The sequence below is a fragment of the Streptosporangium sp. NPDC000396 genome (assembly GCF_042898655.1).
In the GTDB taxonomy this organism is placed as follows: Bacteria; Actinomycetota; Actinomycetes; order Streptosporangiales; family Streptosporangiaceae; genus Streptosporangium.
The window spans coordinates 104,264-118,877 of the sequence record NZ_JBIAZA010000015.1; the positions used below are offsets into that span (position 1 = coordinate 104,264).

Annotated in this window: 13 protein-coding genes; 2 read left to right on the forward strand and 11 right to left on the reverse strand. The window is 68.8% G+C overall.

Annotation, left to right across the window (positions count from 1 at the left end; genetic code table 11):
• Position 1: 1 nt before the first annotated feature.
• The 10 genes from ACFY2X_RS24595 to ACFY2X_RS24640 all read right to left on the reverse strand — a co-directional run bounded on the left by ACFY2X_RS24595 (position 2) and on the right by ACFY2X_RS24640 (position 11,458).
• A complete protein-coding gene (locus ACFY2X_RS24595) occupies positions 2 to 874 on the reverse strand; it encodes a potassium-transporting ATPase subunit C (RefSeq protein ID WP_389941447.1) in 873 nt (290 codons plus the stop codon).
• Positions 875 to 3,001 (reverse strand): potassium-transporting ATPase subunit KdpB, encoded by a 2,127-nt coding sequence (gene kdpB / locus ACFY2X_RS24600; protein ID WP_389941450.1) that lies wholly within the window; start codon positions 2,999 to 3,001, stop codon positions 875 to 877.
• Complete coding sequence (gene kdpA / locus ACFY2X_RS24605) at positions 3,001 to 4,662, reverse strand: potassium-transporting ATPase subunit KdpA (RefSeq protein WP_389941453.1); 1,662 nt, start codon at positions 4,660 to 4,662, stop codon at positions 3,001 to 3,003. Before kdpA ends, kdpB begins: the two co-directional genes overlap by 1 nt.
• Positions 4,663 to 4,752, reverse strand: coding sequence for a K(+)-transporting ATPase subunit F (gene kdpF, locus ACFY2X_RS24610; protein WP_184972245.1), 90 nt, complete (start codon positions 4,750 to 4,752; stop codon positions 4,663 to 4,665). It abuts the gene before it with no gap.
• A gap of 382 nt (positions 4,753 to 5,134) precedes the next feature.
• Positions 5,135 to 7,048, reverse strand: a complete 1,914-nt coding sequence (locus ACFY2X_RS24615) for an amino acid transporter (RefSeq protein ID WP_389941457.1) — start codon at positions 7,046 to 7,048, stop codon at positions 5,135 to 5,137.
• Positions 7,049 to 7,171: 123 nt separating this feature from the next.
• Positions 7,172 to 7,912 (reverse strand): DUF4118 domain-containing protein, encoded by a 741-nt coding sequence (locus ACFY2X_RS24620; RefSeq protein ID WP_389941460.1) that lies wholly within the window; start codon positions 7,910 to 7,912, stop codon positions 7,172 to 7,174.
• 123 nt (positions 7,913 to 8,035) lie between these two features.
• Positions 8,036 to 9,241 (reverse strand): ABC transporter permease, encoded by a 1,206-nt coding sequence (locus ACFY2X_RS24625; protein ID WP_389941463.1) that lies wholly within the window; start codon positions 9,239 to 9,241, stop codon positions 8,036 to 8,038.
• Positions 9,238 to 9,921, reverse strand: coding sequence for an ABC transporter ATP-binding protein (locus ACFY2X_RS24630; protein WP_389941466.1), 684 nt, complete (start codon positions 9,919 to 9,921; stop codon positions 9,238 to 9,240). Before ACFY2X_RS24630 ends, ACFY2X_RS24625 begins: the two co-directional genes overlap by 4 nt.
• The gene (locus tag ACFY2X_RS24635) at positions 9,918 to 10,958 is read right to left on the reverse strand and encodes a peptidoglycan-binding protein (RefSeq protein WP_389941469.1); all 1,041 of its coding nucleotides are present in this window, start codon (positions 10,956 to 10,958) and stop codon (positions 9,918 to 9,920) included. The genes ACFY2X_RS24630 and ACFY2X_RS24635 overlap by 4 nt, the downstream gene beginning before the upstream one ends.
• Positions 10,955 to 11,458, reverse strand: a complete 504-nt coding sequence (locus tag ACFY2X_RS24640) for a hypothetical protein (RefSeq protein WP_389941472.1) — start codon at positions 11,456 to 11,458, stop codon at positions 10,955 to 10,957. Before ACFY2X_RS24640 ends, ACFY2X_RS24635 begins: the two co-directional genes overlap by 4 nt.
• Before the next feature lie 83 nt (positions 11,459 to 11,541).
• Here ACFY2X_RS24640 and ACFY2X_RS24645 point away from each other — a divergent pair, with 83 nt between their 5' ends.
• Together ACFY2X_RS24645 and ACFY2X_RS24650 are read left to right on the forward strand one after the other, a co-directional pair.
• Positions 11,542 to 12,195, forward strand: coding sequence for a response regulator transcription factor (locus tag ACFY2X_RS24645; RefSeq protein WP_389941475.1), 654 nt, complete (start codon positions 11,542 to 11,544; stop codon positions 12,193 to 12,195).
• Complete coding sequence (locus ACFY2X_RS24650) at positions 12,192 to 13,349, forward strand: sensor histidine kinase (RefSeq protein ID WP_389941478.1); 1,158 nt, start codon at positions 12,192 to 12,194, stop codon at positions 13,347 to 13,349. Before ACFY2X_RS24645 ends, ACFY2X_RS24650 begins: the two co-directional genes overlap by 4 nt.
• A gap of 97 nt (positions 13,350 to 13,446) precedes the next feature.
• On the opposite strand, the gene ACFY2X_RS24655 is transcribed toward ACFY2X_RS24650, so the two are convergent.
• Positions 13,447 to 14,535, reverse strand: a complete 1,089-nt coding sequence (locus ACFY2X_RS24655) for an epoxide hydrolase family protein (protein WP_389941481.1) — start codon at positions 14,533 to 14,535, stop codon at positions 13,447 to 13,449.
• Positions 14,536 to 14,614: the final 79 nt, after the last annotated feature.

Genomic DNA, 14,614 nt, shown 5'->3' on the forward strand with positions numbered 1-14,614 from the left:
GCTACTCCTTGTCCAGGGCCAGATTGAGCTTGAGCACGTTGACCGCCGGCTCGCCCATGAAGCCGAGCGCCCGGCCAGTCGTATTCTCCTGGATCAGGGCTTTTATCTTCGCCACGTCGACGCCGCGCTCCTTGGCTACGCGAGGGGCCTGGAGCTCGGCGTAGGCGACCGAGATGTGCGGGTCGAGGCCGGAGCCGCTGGCGGTGACCGCGTCGGCGGGCACCACGGCCTTGGCGTCACCGCGGACGGGGACGGTACGGCCGGCCGCGTAATCCTCCCCGGGCTTGCCGCACTCGACCTTGACGCCCTCGAAGGTCGCGACGAAGGGCTGGGCGGGGCAGGCCTGGTTGACGCTGACCGCCTTGGTCGGCGTGCCGACGGCCGGGAAGACCTTCAGCACCGCGCCCACACCGTCCGAGGTGCAGTACGGCCGGGCGCCGGAGACGCCCTCCAGCTCCCCGATCGCCTTGGAGCGGGCGCAGACCTGGGTGAGCAGCGACTGCTTGCCCTCGTCGGGGTTGCCCTCCTCGTCCTTGGCGCCGGGCACCGGCAGGACGTCCAGGACGTCCTCGGGGCCGAGGTTGCTCGCGGCGGTGGACAGCATGTCATAGCCGTCACCGGCCGCCGAGGGACGGCTCTGGAAGTACTTCTTGACCGGGTTCCCGTCCTTGTCGGTGAAGTTCTGGCCGATGATGGCACTGCCCACGGTCTTGCCTCCGCTCTCGACCAGAGAGCCGTCGGCCTTGTCGTTGAACAAGGCCTGGGCGACACCGGTCACCGCGAGCGGGTAGATCGCACCGGTAATCAGGGTCAGCACGATGACCGCGCGGACGGCGGCGAGATGCTGGCGGATCCAGCTTGGCAGACGGTCCATTTACGACATCCCCGGAAGGAACTGAATCAGTAGGTCGATGATCTTGATGCCGACGAAGGGGGCGACGATGCCGCCCAGGCCGTAGACGTAGAGGTTGCGGCTGAGCAGCTTCGATGCGCTCGACGGCCGGTAGCGCACGCCCCTGAGCGCGAGCGGGATCAGCGCCACGATGATGATCGCGTTGAAGATGACCGCCGACAGGATCGCCGACTGCGGGCTGGCCAGACGCATGATGTTCAGCGCGTCCAGGCCCGGGTACACCGCGGCGAACATCGCGGGGATGATCGCGAAGTACTTGGCGATGTCGTTGGCGATCGAGAACGTGGTCAGCGCGCCACGCGTGATCAGCAACTGCTTGCCGATCTCGACGATCTCGATGAGCTTGGTCGGGTTGGAGTCCAGGTCGACCATGTTGCCGGCCTCTTTGGCGGCCGAGGTGCCGGTGTTCATGGCCACCCCGACGTCCGACTGCGCGAGCGCGGGGGCGTCGTTGGTGCCGTCACCGGTCATGGCGACCAGCCGGCCGCCCTCCTGCTCCTTCTTGATCAGGGCGAGCTTGTCCTCGGGGGTGGCCTCGGCCAGGAAGTCGTCCACCCCGGCCTCGTCGGCGATCGCCCTGGCGGTCAGCGGGTTGTCACCGGTGATCATGACGGTGCGGATGCCCATGCGGCGCATCTCGTCGAAGCGCTCGCGCATGCCCTCCTTGACGACGTCCTTGAGGTGGATGACGCCGAGCACGCGGCCCTTCTCCGCCACCACCAGCGGGGTGCCGCCGGAGCCGGAGATCCCGTCCACCAGGTGGCCCACCTCGTCGGTCGGGTGCCCGCCGTGGTCGCGCACCCACTTCATGACCGCGGTCGCGGCGCCCTTGCGGACCTCACGGCCGTCCAGGTTCACCCCCGACATGCGGGTCTGCGCGGTGAACTGCACCCACTCGGCGTGGTCCAGCTCGCCGGGCTCCCGCTCCCGCAGGCCGTACGTCTTCTTGGCGTAGACCACGATCGAGCGGCCCTCGGGGGTCTCGTCGGCCAGGCTGGACAGCTGCGCCGCCTTGGCCAGCTCCATCTCCGGCACCCCGGCCACCGGCATGAATTCCGACGCCTGCCGGTTTCCCAGGGTGATCGTGCCGGTCTTGTCGAGCAGCAGGGTGCTGACGTCGCCCGCGGCCTCGACGGCGCGACCCGACATGGCCAGCACGTTGCGCTGGACCAGGCGGTCCATGCCTGCGATGCCGATCGCGGACAGCAGCGCGCCGATCGTGGTCGGGATCAGGCAGACGAGCAGCGAGACCAGCACGACGCCGGTGACGCCGTCAGCGGTCAGCGCGAGCGAGTCGGGCACGCCCGGGTTCACCGACTTGGAGTAGATCGCCAGCGGCTGCATGGTGATGGTCGCGACCAGGAAGATGATGGTCAGCGCGGCCAGCAGGATGTTCAGGGCGATCTCGTTGGGCGTCTTCTGCCGGTTCGCGCCCTCAACGAGAGCGATCATCCGGTCGATGAAGCTCTCTCCGGGCTTCTGGGTGATCTGCACGATGATCTTGTCGGAGAGCACCTTGGTGCCGCCGGTCACGGCGGACCGGTCACCGCCCGACTCGCGGATCACCGGCGCGGACTCGCCCGTGATCGCCGATTCGTCGACGCTCGCGATGCCCTCGACGACGTCGCCGTCGCCCGGGATGGTCTCCCCGGCCTCGACGATCACGAAGTCGCCCTGCTTCAGCTCGGGGGCGCCGACGACGTCCCACCGGGAGTGGTCGTCCCGGCTCCTGAGGCGGCGGGCGGTGGTGTCGCGCTTGGCGGCGCGCAGCGTCGCGGCCTGCGCCTTGCCCCGGCCCTCGGCCACGGCCTCGGCCAGGTTGGCGAAGATCACCGTCAGCCAGAGCCACACCACGATGGCCCAGGCGAAGAACGACGGGTCGAGGACCGCGAGGACGGTGGTGAACACCGCGCCGATCTCCACGATCAGCATGACCGGGTTACGCCACAGCGTGGCCGGGTTCAGCTTGACCATCGCGTCGGGCAGCGACCTGACGAGCTGCTTCGGGTCGAGCAGACCGCCGCCGACCCTGCCGTTCTTCTTGGGCTCCGGAGCGGTCTCCGGCGCTTCGACCGATTGGGTCGTCATTACGAGAGTCCTTCTGCGAGCGACCCCAGCGCCAGCGCCGGGAGGAAGGTCAGGGCGACGAGGATGATCGTCACGCCGACGACCATGCCGACGAACAGCGGCCGGTGGGTCGGCAGCGTGCCCGTGGACTCGGGCACGGGCGTCTGCTTGGCCAGCGAGCCCGCCAGGCCGAGCACGAAGATGATGGGCAGGAACCGGCCGAGCACCATGCACAGGCCGAGTGCCACGTCGTACCACGGGGTGTTGACGGTGACGCCGCCGAAGGCCGAACCGTTGTTGTTCGAGGCGCTGGTGAAGGCGTAGAGGATCTCGGAGAAGCCGTGCGGCCCGGTGTTCAGCATGGCTGCCAGGCCCGCCTGGTTGCCCATCGCGACGGCCGTGCCGACCAGCACCAGGATCGGGGTGACCAGGAAGTACATCGAGGCCAGCTTGATCTCACGGGCGCCGATCTTCTTGCCGAGATACTCCGGCGTCCGGCCGACCATGAGCCCGGCGACGAACACGGTGATCACGGCCAGGATGAGCATGCCGTACAGGCCCGCGCCGACACCGCCGGGGGCGACCTCGCCCAGCATCATGTTGAACAGCGCCATCATGCCGCCGAACGGCGTGTAGGAGTCGTGGAAGGAGTCCACGGCGCCGGTGCTCGTGAGGGTCGTGGACGCGGCGAAGGTCGCGGAGTTGGCCACGCCGAAGCGCACATCCTTGCCCTCCATGGCCGCGCCGACCGCCTGCGGAACGGTGGCGGCGCCCTGGAGCTCGAAGACGTTGGTGAGCGTGATGCTGACGATGGCGATCGTGGCCATCACGGCGAGGATCGCGTATCCCTGGCGGACCTGGCCGACCATCTTGCCGAAGGTGCGGGTCAGGGAGAACGGGATGACCAGGATCAGGAAGATCTCGAACCAGTTCGTCCACGTCGTGGTGTTCTCGAACGGGTGAGCCGAGTTGGTGTTGTAGAAGCCGCCGCCGTTGGTGCCCAGCTCCTTGATGACCTCCTGGCTGGCCACCGGGCCGCCGGTCATGTTCTGCGTGCCGCCGGTGAGCGTGGTGACCTCGTGCGGGCCCACGAAGTTCTGCACCAGGCCGCCGGCCACCAGCACCAGCGCGCCGACGAACGCGATCGGCAGCAGGATGCGGACGATGCCGCGCACCAGGTCCACCCAGAAGTTGCCGATGGTGTCGGAGTTCCTGCGGGCGAACCCGCGCACCAGCGCGATCGCCACGGCCATGCCGACCGAGGCGGACACGAAGTTCTGTACGGCCAGCGCCGCCATCTGGACCAGGTGGCCCATGGTGGACTCGCCGGAGTAGGCCTGCCAGTTGGTGTTGGTGACGAAGCTGATCGCGGTGTTCCACGCGATGTGGTCGGGCACCGGGTCGAAGCCGAGCGACAGCCACAGCTTGTCCTGCAGGCGCTGCATGCCGTACACGAACAGGATCGAGATGACCGAGAAGGCCAGCAGGCTGCGCGCGTAGACGCCCCACCTCTGCTCGGCGTCGGCTCGGACACCCAGCAGGCGGTAGATGAAGCGCTCCACCACGGTGTGCTTGGTGCTCGTGTAGGCCCGGTACATGTAGTCCCCGAAGGGCTTGTGCACCAGGGCCAGCGCGATGATCAGGGAAACGATGAACACGATCCCGGCTGCGGTTGTACTCATCTAGAAGCGCTCCGGGAAAAGCAGGGCCGCGACCATGAAGATCACCAGGCCGACGGCCACCACCAGACCAGTGGCGTTGATCGCGCTCACAGGCGCTCCACCGCCTTAACGACAAACCCGAAGATCACGAAGATCGCGATCGTCAGGACGACGAAGATGACGTCAGCCATCCCCACTCCTCATGTCCGGACATTGCTTTCACGGCCAGACGGCCTCAAGGCAAGCAAAGCGGGAGATTTGGTGAATTTTGTCGTTCTTGACGGCTTTCATACGTCCCGAAGCCGAGTATTGACGCGTTCCCTACGACGCGCCCGTGCCGGGTCCCCACAAGGATCGAGGGATCCGTCGCCGTCTCCAGCGTCACCCCGGCCGTCAGAGCCAGTGCTTTACCGTCGAGTGGCCGATCCTGGACGGTCTTCGTCGAACACGACGGAATCCTCAGAGGCCCGAGCCCGCTCCATACGGCCCGTGCTCACCCGACGTGGACGTGGGGGCGCCGTTCGAGGTCCGGCTCGGCCTTGCGCAGCACCTCCCTGGTGAGGGGAGGCACGTCTCCACCGCCGAACAGCAGGTAGCGGAGCATGGCGGCGACCGGATTGCCCTCCGTCCAGTGGAAGTAGATGTGCGGCACCTCGCCGGTCCGGTCCCGCAGGTAGAGCAGGAGCCCGGCCAGGGCGTTGGGCACGGTGGGGCTCTCGAACTTCAGGATCCTGTGACCGTAACGCTCCTCGCCCTGGACACGCAGCTCGGTCTCGAACTCCGAGGCGTCCACGACCGTGACCTCGACGAACATGATCGGCTCCTGGCTCCGGAGCCGGTGGTTCAGCCACTGCTCGCGCCGCTTCTCGTGGTACTCGGCCTGGTCACGCGCGTTCGGCTCGTTGGCGATCAGATGGATCTCGCCGCACGCCTCGTTGACGAACCGCTCGGCCAGCGGGTCGAGGTGAACCTCGGTGACCCGCAGTTCGGTGGAGCGCGTCGCCCGGGAGATCAGCGAGGTCGCGATGGTCGTCACGATGAAGAACGAGGCGATCTTCACACCGTCGGGGCGCTCGATCACGTTGTCCACCAGGGTGTAGGCGAACACCGCCGAGATCACCCCGAACGCGACCGTGGCCGCACGCTGGCCCCGTCGCCGTGCCGACAGCGTCACCGCGACCGCGGCCGACAGGATCAGCACCAGCACGCCGGTGGCGTAGGCGCCGCCCTGCGCATCCACATCGGCGTCGAAGATGATCGTGATGGCGAACCCGATCACGCTGAAGACCAGTACCAGAGGCCGGACCGCTCGCGTCCAGTCCGGAGCCATGCCGTACCTCGGCAGGTAGCGCGGCACCAGGTTGATCAGGCCCGCCATGGCCGACGCCCCGGCGAACCAGAGGATCGCGATCGTGCTGATGTCGTAGAGCGTGCCGAACCAGTCGCCGAGGAAACCGTGGGCCAGGTATGCCAGGGCCCGGCCGCTGGCCTTGCCGCCCTCCTCGAACTCCTCATGCGGGATCAGCACGGTGGTGGCGAAGCTGCTGAAGATCAGGAAGACGCTCATGACGATGGCCGCCGAGGTCAGCAGCCGCTTCGTGCCCTTGATGCGTTTCTGGAGGTCTCCCTTGACCACCGGCATCACCGCCACGCCGGTCTCGAACCCGGACAGGCCCAGCGCCAGCTTCGGCATGACCAGCAGCGACAGCCCGACCATCAGGAGCGGGCTGGTGTAGGTCGTGGTCAGGCCGTTCTGCCAGTTCACGACGAGGTCAGGGGTCTCCAGCACGTGGATGAGCGAGACGACCACCACGACCCCGTTGAGCACGAGGTAGACGCCCACGAGGAGTACGGCGATGCCGATCGCCTCGCTGAAGCCCATCAGGAACACCCCGCCGAGCATGGCCAGCAGGACCAGCGTGACCAGCACCCGCTGGCCGTGCAGGGCGTCGGGGACGAAGGGGTTCTCCAGGATGTGGGCCGTCGCGTCGGCCGCCGACAGCGTCATCGTGATGACGAAGTCGGTGGCGGCGAAGCCCAGCAACGCCAGCACGAATAGCTTGCCCCACCACTGCCGGGCGAGCTTCTCCAGCATGGCGATGGAGCCCTGGCCGTTCGGGCTCTCCTCGGCCACCCGCCGGTAGACCGGCAGTGCCCCGAACAGGGTGAGAACGACGAGCAGCAGGGTGGCCACCGGTGACAGCGCACCTGCGGCGAGCGCCGCGATGCCGGGCTGGTAGCCGAGCGTCGAAAAGTAGTCCACACCGGTGAGGCACATGACCTGCCACCACGAGTGCTTCTTGTGGGGGCCGTGCTCGATCTCCTTGCGGTCGGTCTGCAAGCCCTGGAGGAGCCACGTCTGAAGTGCCCTTTCCTTGGGCACGACAGACTGATCGACACTGGCCATTTCCGGCCACCCCCACATCAACCACTCGTAAAGACGAAAAGCACACTACTGAGGTCAAAGGGGTGACCAACGCGATCATGGCGTTAAAAAAACGTCAAGAAAGCGACCATGCCAGGGACCGCCTCAGCCGCCACCGGCGGTGTCGAGCGCGGCACCCGCCTGGTCGGCGAGAGTCACCGCGACCAGGCGTGCCTGCAGGGGCGGGATGCTCCCCGGCGTGGGATCGAGCATGAACCGGCCGTGGAAGCGGCCGTTGCCGAACGCACGCAGTTCGACCTCCTCGTCCGGCAGGCCCAGCCGGTCGACGTCCCAGCGTTTGCGCCCCCACACCACGGTGCCGTCCTGTTCGAGGCGGGGCGGATGGCCGATCAGGGTGCCGTACTCGAAGCGGCACCCGCGCAGGTTCAGCAGGTCGACGAGCTGGGCCGTGACGTGATCGACCACCGCGCCGGACGATTTCGTGGACTGGGCCAGCTCGGCCGTGTCGTGAATCTGCGCCAGGTAACCGGCGTCGGTGACGGCGATCACCTGTAGCCGCCGGGCACGGGCGGCCAGTTGCGAGACCGCCAGACCCACGACGAGCAGAAGAATCACGGTCTGGACGTCCGCGGGCTTGGTGACGGCGAAGCGGTGGTAGGGCTGGGTGAAGAAGAAGTCGAACCACACCGCGGCCGAGATCGCCGCGAGCGCTCCGGCGACGCGGTTCCCGTTGGCGGCGATCGCGACCACGATCACGACCATGACAAGGGCGACGCTCGTGTTCGGCAGGCCGGTGCGAAACGGCAGAAGCGCCGCCGCGATGGCCGGTGGGGCCACCAGGGCGGCCAGGATCGCGATGCGATCCCTGTCCAGGTAGTGGGGCATCGCTGCCGCACCTCCCGTCCTGTTTGCCGAGGTCAATGCCCTATTCCTACCCATTTGCAGGTGATCGGCCGAGCATGCGTTCCCACCTTTCGCGGACCCGCGCCACCGCGCGCGAGGTCCCCCTCACTGGGTGGCCAGGGCAGCCGTCGGGGACAGGCGGGCGGCGCGCATGGCCGGATAGATTCCGGCGATCGTGCCGATGACGAGGGTGGCGCCGACCGACGCGGCGATCACCCACGGTGGCACGACAGGCGGCCAGTCCCGCGACAGCGCGTAGCCGGTGGTGGCCAGCGCGCCCAGCACCGCTCCCGCCACCCCGCCGAGAGCGGACAGCAGCAGCGACTCCGCCAGGAACTGGATGCGCACCTGCCCCCGGGTGGCGCCGAGCGAGCGGCGCAGTCCGATCTCCTTCCGGCGCTCAAGCACCGAGATGACCATGGTGTTGGCCACGCCGACCCCGCCGACCAGCAGCGCGACGGCGCCCAGCCCCAGCAGCAGATTGGTGAACGCGCCGGCGGCGGCGGCCCGGGCGGCCAGCGCGTCCGACGGCCTGCTGACGTTGACCTCCTCGGGGTTCTCCGGGTTGGTCGTGCGAGGCAGGACCTCGCGCACGGCCTCCACCGCGTCCTCCGACGACCGCTCGTAGATCGTGGTCGGGTGCCCGTCGAAGCCGAGATGCTCCTCCGCGGCGGGAAAACCGACGAGGGCGGCGCGCTCGATCTCCGGGGCCAGCGGCATCGGGCCCAGGACGCCGATCACGGTGAACCACCGCTCGCCCATCCACACCCGCACGCCGACCCTGGTGATGCCGAGCCGTTCCGCCGCCTTCGCACCGAGCACCACGACGGGCTCGCGTTCCGTGGCCGCGTTCAGCCACGTGCCGTGCCGGATCTCGCCCTCCAGCGTGGTGAGCAGCTCGGTGGTGGCCGCCTGTACGGCGATGCCCCCGGTGACCGCCTTGTCGATGTGCGGCGTGCGCCGGACGCTCGTCTTCACGGTTCCGGTGGCGGACGCCGTGGTGACCGCGCCTACCCGCTTGACCATGGCGAGCGCGCCGGTGGGCAGCTCGGCGGGCTCACCGAACATGGTCTGCCCGGCCGAGACCGTGAGCAGGTTGGTGCCCAGCTTGTCGAGCTGGCGCAGCAGCTGCTCGCGCGAGGACGAGGAGATGCCGATCACCGCGATCATGGTGGCGATGCCGATCGCGATGCCGATCGCGGACAGGAACACCCGGGCGGGCCTGGACCTGAGCCCGGCCGCGCCGACCCGCAGCACGTCGGCCGGACCCAGCCTGGCCGGCCTCAGCCGGTCCGGTGTCGGGCGGGTCATACGCGCACCTCCTTCGCGGTCTCGGCGACGATCCGGCCGTCACGGACCCTGACCTGCCGGGGACACCACTCGGCGATCTCCACGTCGTGCGTGATGATCGCGATCGTGGTGCCGGCGGCGTGCAGGTCGGCCAGGATCTTCAGAACGTCGGCTCCCGCGACGGAGTCCAGGTTGCCCGTCGGCTCGTCGGCCAGCAGCAACGGCGGATCGCCCGCCACGGCCCTGGCGACGGCCACGCGTTGCTGCTCACCGCCGGACAGCTGGTTCGGCCGGTGGCCGAGCCGGTGGCCGAGGCCGACCCGCCGCAGCGCGACCTCGGCCCGCTCGCGCCGCTCACGCAGCGGGGTGCCGGTGTAGAGCAGGCCGTCGGCCACGTTGTCCAGCGCGCTCACACCGGGGGCCAGGTGGAACTGCTGGAAGACGAACCCCAGATACCGCGCGCGCAGCGCCGACAGCTCGCGGTCCGACAGTCCGGCGACGTCGTGGCCCGCGATGCGCACGGTTCCCGACGTCGGCCGGTCCAGCGTGCCGAGCATCTGGAGCATGGTGGACTTCCCCGAGCCCGACGGGCCCACGATGCCCACCAGGTCACCCCGCTCGACCGTCAGATCCACGCCGCGCAGCGCCTGAACCCCGCCGCCGTAGACCTTGGTCACGCCGCACAGCTCCGCGATGATCATGATGCGGGCACCCCGACCTTCATGCCCTCGGACACGTTCCCGGTGATCTCCACCTGACCGCCGCCGAACGCGCCGGTCTTCACCGGTACCACGCGGGTGGCCGAACCCTCGACCACCTCCACGCCGAAGCCGCCCTCGCGGAGCGCGAGCAGCGCCTCCACAGGTACGGTCAGCACGTTCGCACGCCGCTCGCTGACCAGCTCCACCTCGACGGGGGCCTGATCCAGCCTGGACTTCGGCGGCTTCCTCAGCGTGATGTCGACGTCGATCGTGGTGGTGCCCTCATCGCCCTTGGGCTCGGCCACCGTGCCCACCGAGGTGATCTTCCCGCCGACCCGCTCGCCTCCGGGCAGCTCCACGGTCACCTTGGTGCCCTTCCTGGCCAGTTCCTGGTCGGCGGTGTCGAGGTCGACATGGACCAGCCGTCGCAGGCCGCTGACCGTGAGCGCGGGCCGTCCGGGCTGGGCCTTGTCACCGGCCGACAGCTTCGCGTCGGTCACCCGGACCGCCCCCGGCAGGAACACCACCTGCGAGGCTTCCACCCGGCCGGTCTCCGGCAGGCCGAGGTCCTCCTGCCACTCCAGCACGGCCAGATGGGTGGCGTAGGTGAAATCGTCGTCCACGGTCAGGTCGTCGCCGTAGCCGAGCGCCTTGAGGTTGCGTTCCAGCTGCTCGACGTCGGGGCCGTCCGAGACGCCCCGGTGCAGCGACCGGTAGAGCGGCAGCGAGCCGTACATCAGCACGACGGGCTTTCTGTCCACCTTCAGCAGGGGGCGGCCGCGGCGGATCACCGATCCGTCCGCGGGCGCCCAGGTCACCGTGCCGCCGGCCTCGACCGCGACCTGCCGTTCGCCGGAATAGGTGAGCCTGCCCTCGACCGTCTTGGTGTCCACCAGATCCTGCCGGGTGACCGGCGCGGTCGCCGGTACGGCGGGCGCGCTCGGCGCCGCCGTACCGGTGTCCGCCTCACCGAGGAAGGTGATGGCCGCCCACGCCCCGGCCGCCGCCAGCACGGCGGCGGCGAGCAGCTTCTTCATCGCAGTCCCCCGGGCGCGAACTCCTTGCATGCCTCGTGCGCCTTCTCCACCTGCTGCTTGTTCACGCCCTCGGGAACCTGGACCTTGACCATGCCGCCCGGCTCCGGGTCGGGCATGTCGATGCCGTGCTGCCGCATGCACTGGGCGAACTTGAGCATCTGGTCGCGCATCTTCTGGTCGGTCTGCGGGTCGGGCTTGCCGATCGCGCCCTCCATAAGAGGCTGGCAGGCCTTCATCGCCTTCTCCATGTTGGCCTGCTGACCCTTGTCCCCCTTGATGCGTATGCCGCCGTTGGCGTCCGGGTCGTCCATCTGGACGCCGTTCTCGCGCATGCACTGCGCGAATTTCAGCCGCGCCTCCTGCGGGTCCTTCGAGGCGGAGGCGGAGGCCGAGGAGGAAGAGGAGGAGGCGGTGGTGGTCCTGTCCGTGCCGCCGCAGGCGGTCAGCGACAGCGCCAGCAGCAGGACGGCCGGCAGCGCTCTGGTGAGGTTGTCGTTCATACGGGGAACTTCACCGGGTCCGGCGCTAAACCCGGATAAGCCGCCTTACCCGGGATTAACACGCAACACGGCATTCTCAGGGGATGCGGGTGCTCATCGTCGAGGACGAGGAACTCATGGCCGACGCCATCGCGCGCGGCCTGCGGCTGCACGCGATCGCCGCGGACACGGCCCACGACGGCAGGAACGCGCTGGAGATGACCGCGTACGTCGACTACGACGTGGTGGTGCTCGACCGCGACCTGCCCGAGGTGCACGGCGACGACGTCTGCCGCGAGCTGAGGAGCAACGGCGCGGCGAGCCGCATCCTCATGCTGACCGCGGCCGGGCAGGTGCGTGACCGGGTCGGCGGGTTGTCGCTGGGCGCGGACGACTACCTGGTCAAGCCGTTCGCGTTCGCCGAGCTGGTGGCCCGGGTGCGGACCCTGGCCCGCCGCTCTCCCCGGGCCGCGCGGCCCGTACTCGAACGGGCCGGCATCACGCTCGACCCCGCACGCCGTTCCGTGCACCGGGACGGGCGCGCGATCACACTCAACCGCAAGGAGTTCGACCTTCTGCACGCGCTGATGAAGGCCGGTGGGACCCTGCTCACCTCGGCCGAGCTGCTCAGGGCCGTCTGGGACGAGTACGCGGACACCGGGACGAGCGTGTTGCGGGTCACGATCACCTCGCTGCGCAAGAAGCTCGGCGCTCCTCCGGTGATCGAGAACCTGCCGGGCCGGGGATACCGGCTGTGAAGAGGCTCGGGCTGCGCATGCGGCTCACCCTGCTGTACGGCGTGCTGTTCTTCGCCGCGGGTTCCGCGCTGCTCTGGTCCACCTATCTGATCACTGCCAGGGCGCTGGAGATACGGCTCGTCGGGAAGTTCACCTTGGGCCTGCCCGGCCAGATCCTGCCCGGCCAGATTGCGCCCGGCCAGGTCCCGCCCAAGGACCTCCTGTACGGCCTCACCTCGGAGGTCGGAGAACGCACATCCCAGGTGCTCGACGAGATGCTGCGCTCGTCGCTGATCATCATGGTCCTGATCGGGCTCGTCGCGGTGCTCCTCGGATATCTGGTCGCCGACCGCGCACTCCGGCCCCTGGACCGGGTGACCGAGACGGCCGAGCGGCTCTCCGAGAGCAACCTGCACGAGCGGATCGCGCTTCAGGGACCGCACGACGAGATCAAGCGGCTGGCCGACACGTTCGACGCGATGCTGGACCGGCTGCACAAGGGGTTCGACGGGCAGCGCAGGTTCATCTCCAATGCCTCGCACGAGCTGCGCACCCCGCTGGCGATCAACCGCACGATCCTGGAGGTGTCACTGGAGGAGCCTGCCGCCTCGGAGGATCTGAAGGCGCTGGCTCGCGCGCTGCTCGGCACCAACGCCCGCTACGAGCGGCTCATCGAGGGGCTGCTGCTGCTCGCGCAGTCGGAGCAGGAGCTCACCGTGCGCAAGCCGGTCGACCTCGGGCAGGTGGTCCGCACGGTCGTGGAGCAGCTCGGCACCCAGCCCGCGAAGCGGCAGGTCACGATCCACCAGGACCTGCGCCGCGCCGTCTGCCAGGGCGACCCGCTCTTCCTGGAACGGTGCGTGTTCAACCTGGTCGAGAACGCGGTCAAGTACAACGTGCGCGACGGCGACGTCCGGGTCACGGTCCGCGAGGAGGACGACGGCGTGCTGCTCACGGTGAACAACACCGGACCGCAGGTCGCGCCGTACGAGGTGGACGACCTGTTCGAGCCGTTCAGGCGGCAGGGGGAGCGCGTGCGCTCGGCCCGCGGTGCCGGTCTGGGCCTGTCGATCGTGCGCGCGATCGTCGACGCGCACGACGGCGCCGTCACCGCCCTGGCCCGCCCCGAGGGCGGCCTGTCCATCGCCGTGCGCCTGCCCCGCGACCGTGGGTGACCTCGCGCCGGGGCATGCTCGCCGAAAGCCCCGCGGAGTCCCGCTCCCGGTTTCGTGGTGGCAGGCTGCATCCGCCACCACGAAACCGGGACCTTGATCAGGCGATCTTGCCGAAGAACTGCCTCACGTCCTCGGCCACCACCTTCGGGGCACTGTGCGCCAGGTAGTGCCCCGTCCCGTCCAGCGTGTTCCACGACACGATGTTGCGGTGGTCACGCTCGGCGAACCGCCGGATGGACGCGAAGTCACCGGACGAGGCGGCGCCGAGCGCCAGCGGGACGGTGGTCGGCTCCGCCGCGCCGTGCCCCGCCTTCGCGTTCTCGTAGTAGAACCGGATCGACGAGCCCGCGGTCCTGGTGAACCAGTAGATCGCGACGTTGGTGAGCACGAAGTCGTCGTCGACCGTCTCGTCGAACAGCTGGCCGTTCCAGGCCAGCAGCCCGACGGGCGAGTCGGCCAGCGCGTGCGCCAGGGTCTGCGGCTGCTGGGAGTGGAGCATGTTGAACGCCCCCTTCTCCTCCCAGAACCACTTCAGGATGCCCAGCGCGGCGCCCTCCTCCTCGGTCAGGCCCTCCATCTCGGCCGGGTCACCGGAGGGGAAGGAGAAGATCTGCGTGACGTGGACGCCCACGCAGTGCTCGGGGTCGAGCCGTCCGACCTCGGGAGAGATCAGCGAGCCGCCGTCGTTGCCGACGGCGCCGTAGCGGTCGTACCCGAGGCGGCTCATCAGCTCCACCCAGGCCTTGGCCGTGCGCTCGGTGCCCCAGCCTCGGTCCGTGGTCGGCCCGGAGAAGCCGAACCCGGGGATCGAGGGGATGACCAGGTGGAACTCCGGCAGCAGGTGCTCGATCACGTTCAGGTATTCGGCGATCGACCCCGGCCAGCCGTGGGTGAGGATCAGCGGGAGTGCGTTCTCCTTCGGGGAGCGGACGTGCAGGAAGTGGATGTTCTGCCCGTCGATCTCGGTGGTGAACTGCGGGTAGGCATTGATCTTGGCCTCGACGGCCCGCCAGTCGAAGCCGGTGCGCCAGTAGTCGACCAGCCGCTTGACTCGCTCGACGCCGACCCCGTAGGCGCCGTCCGAGCCGGGGATCTCGTCGGTGAACAACGTCCTGGACAGGCGAGCCTGCAGGTCGTACAGGTCTTCTTGGGAGACTTCAATCTTGAAAGGCTTCATGTCTGTCATGTCTGAAAGCTTCGCGGAATCAAGAAGACGCGAATAGTGCCTGGCGCATCGGCCCATCTGCACGTCACCCCGGTGAATC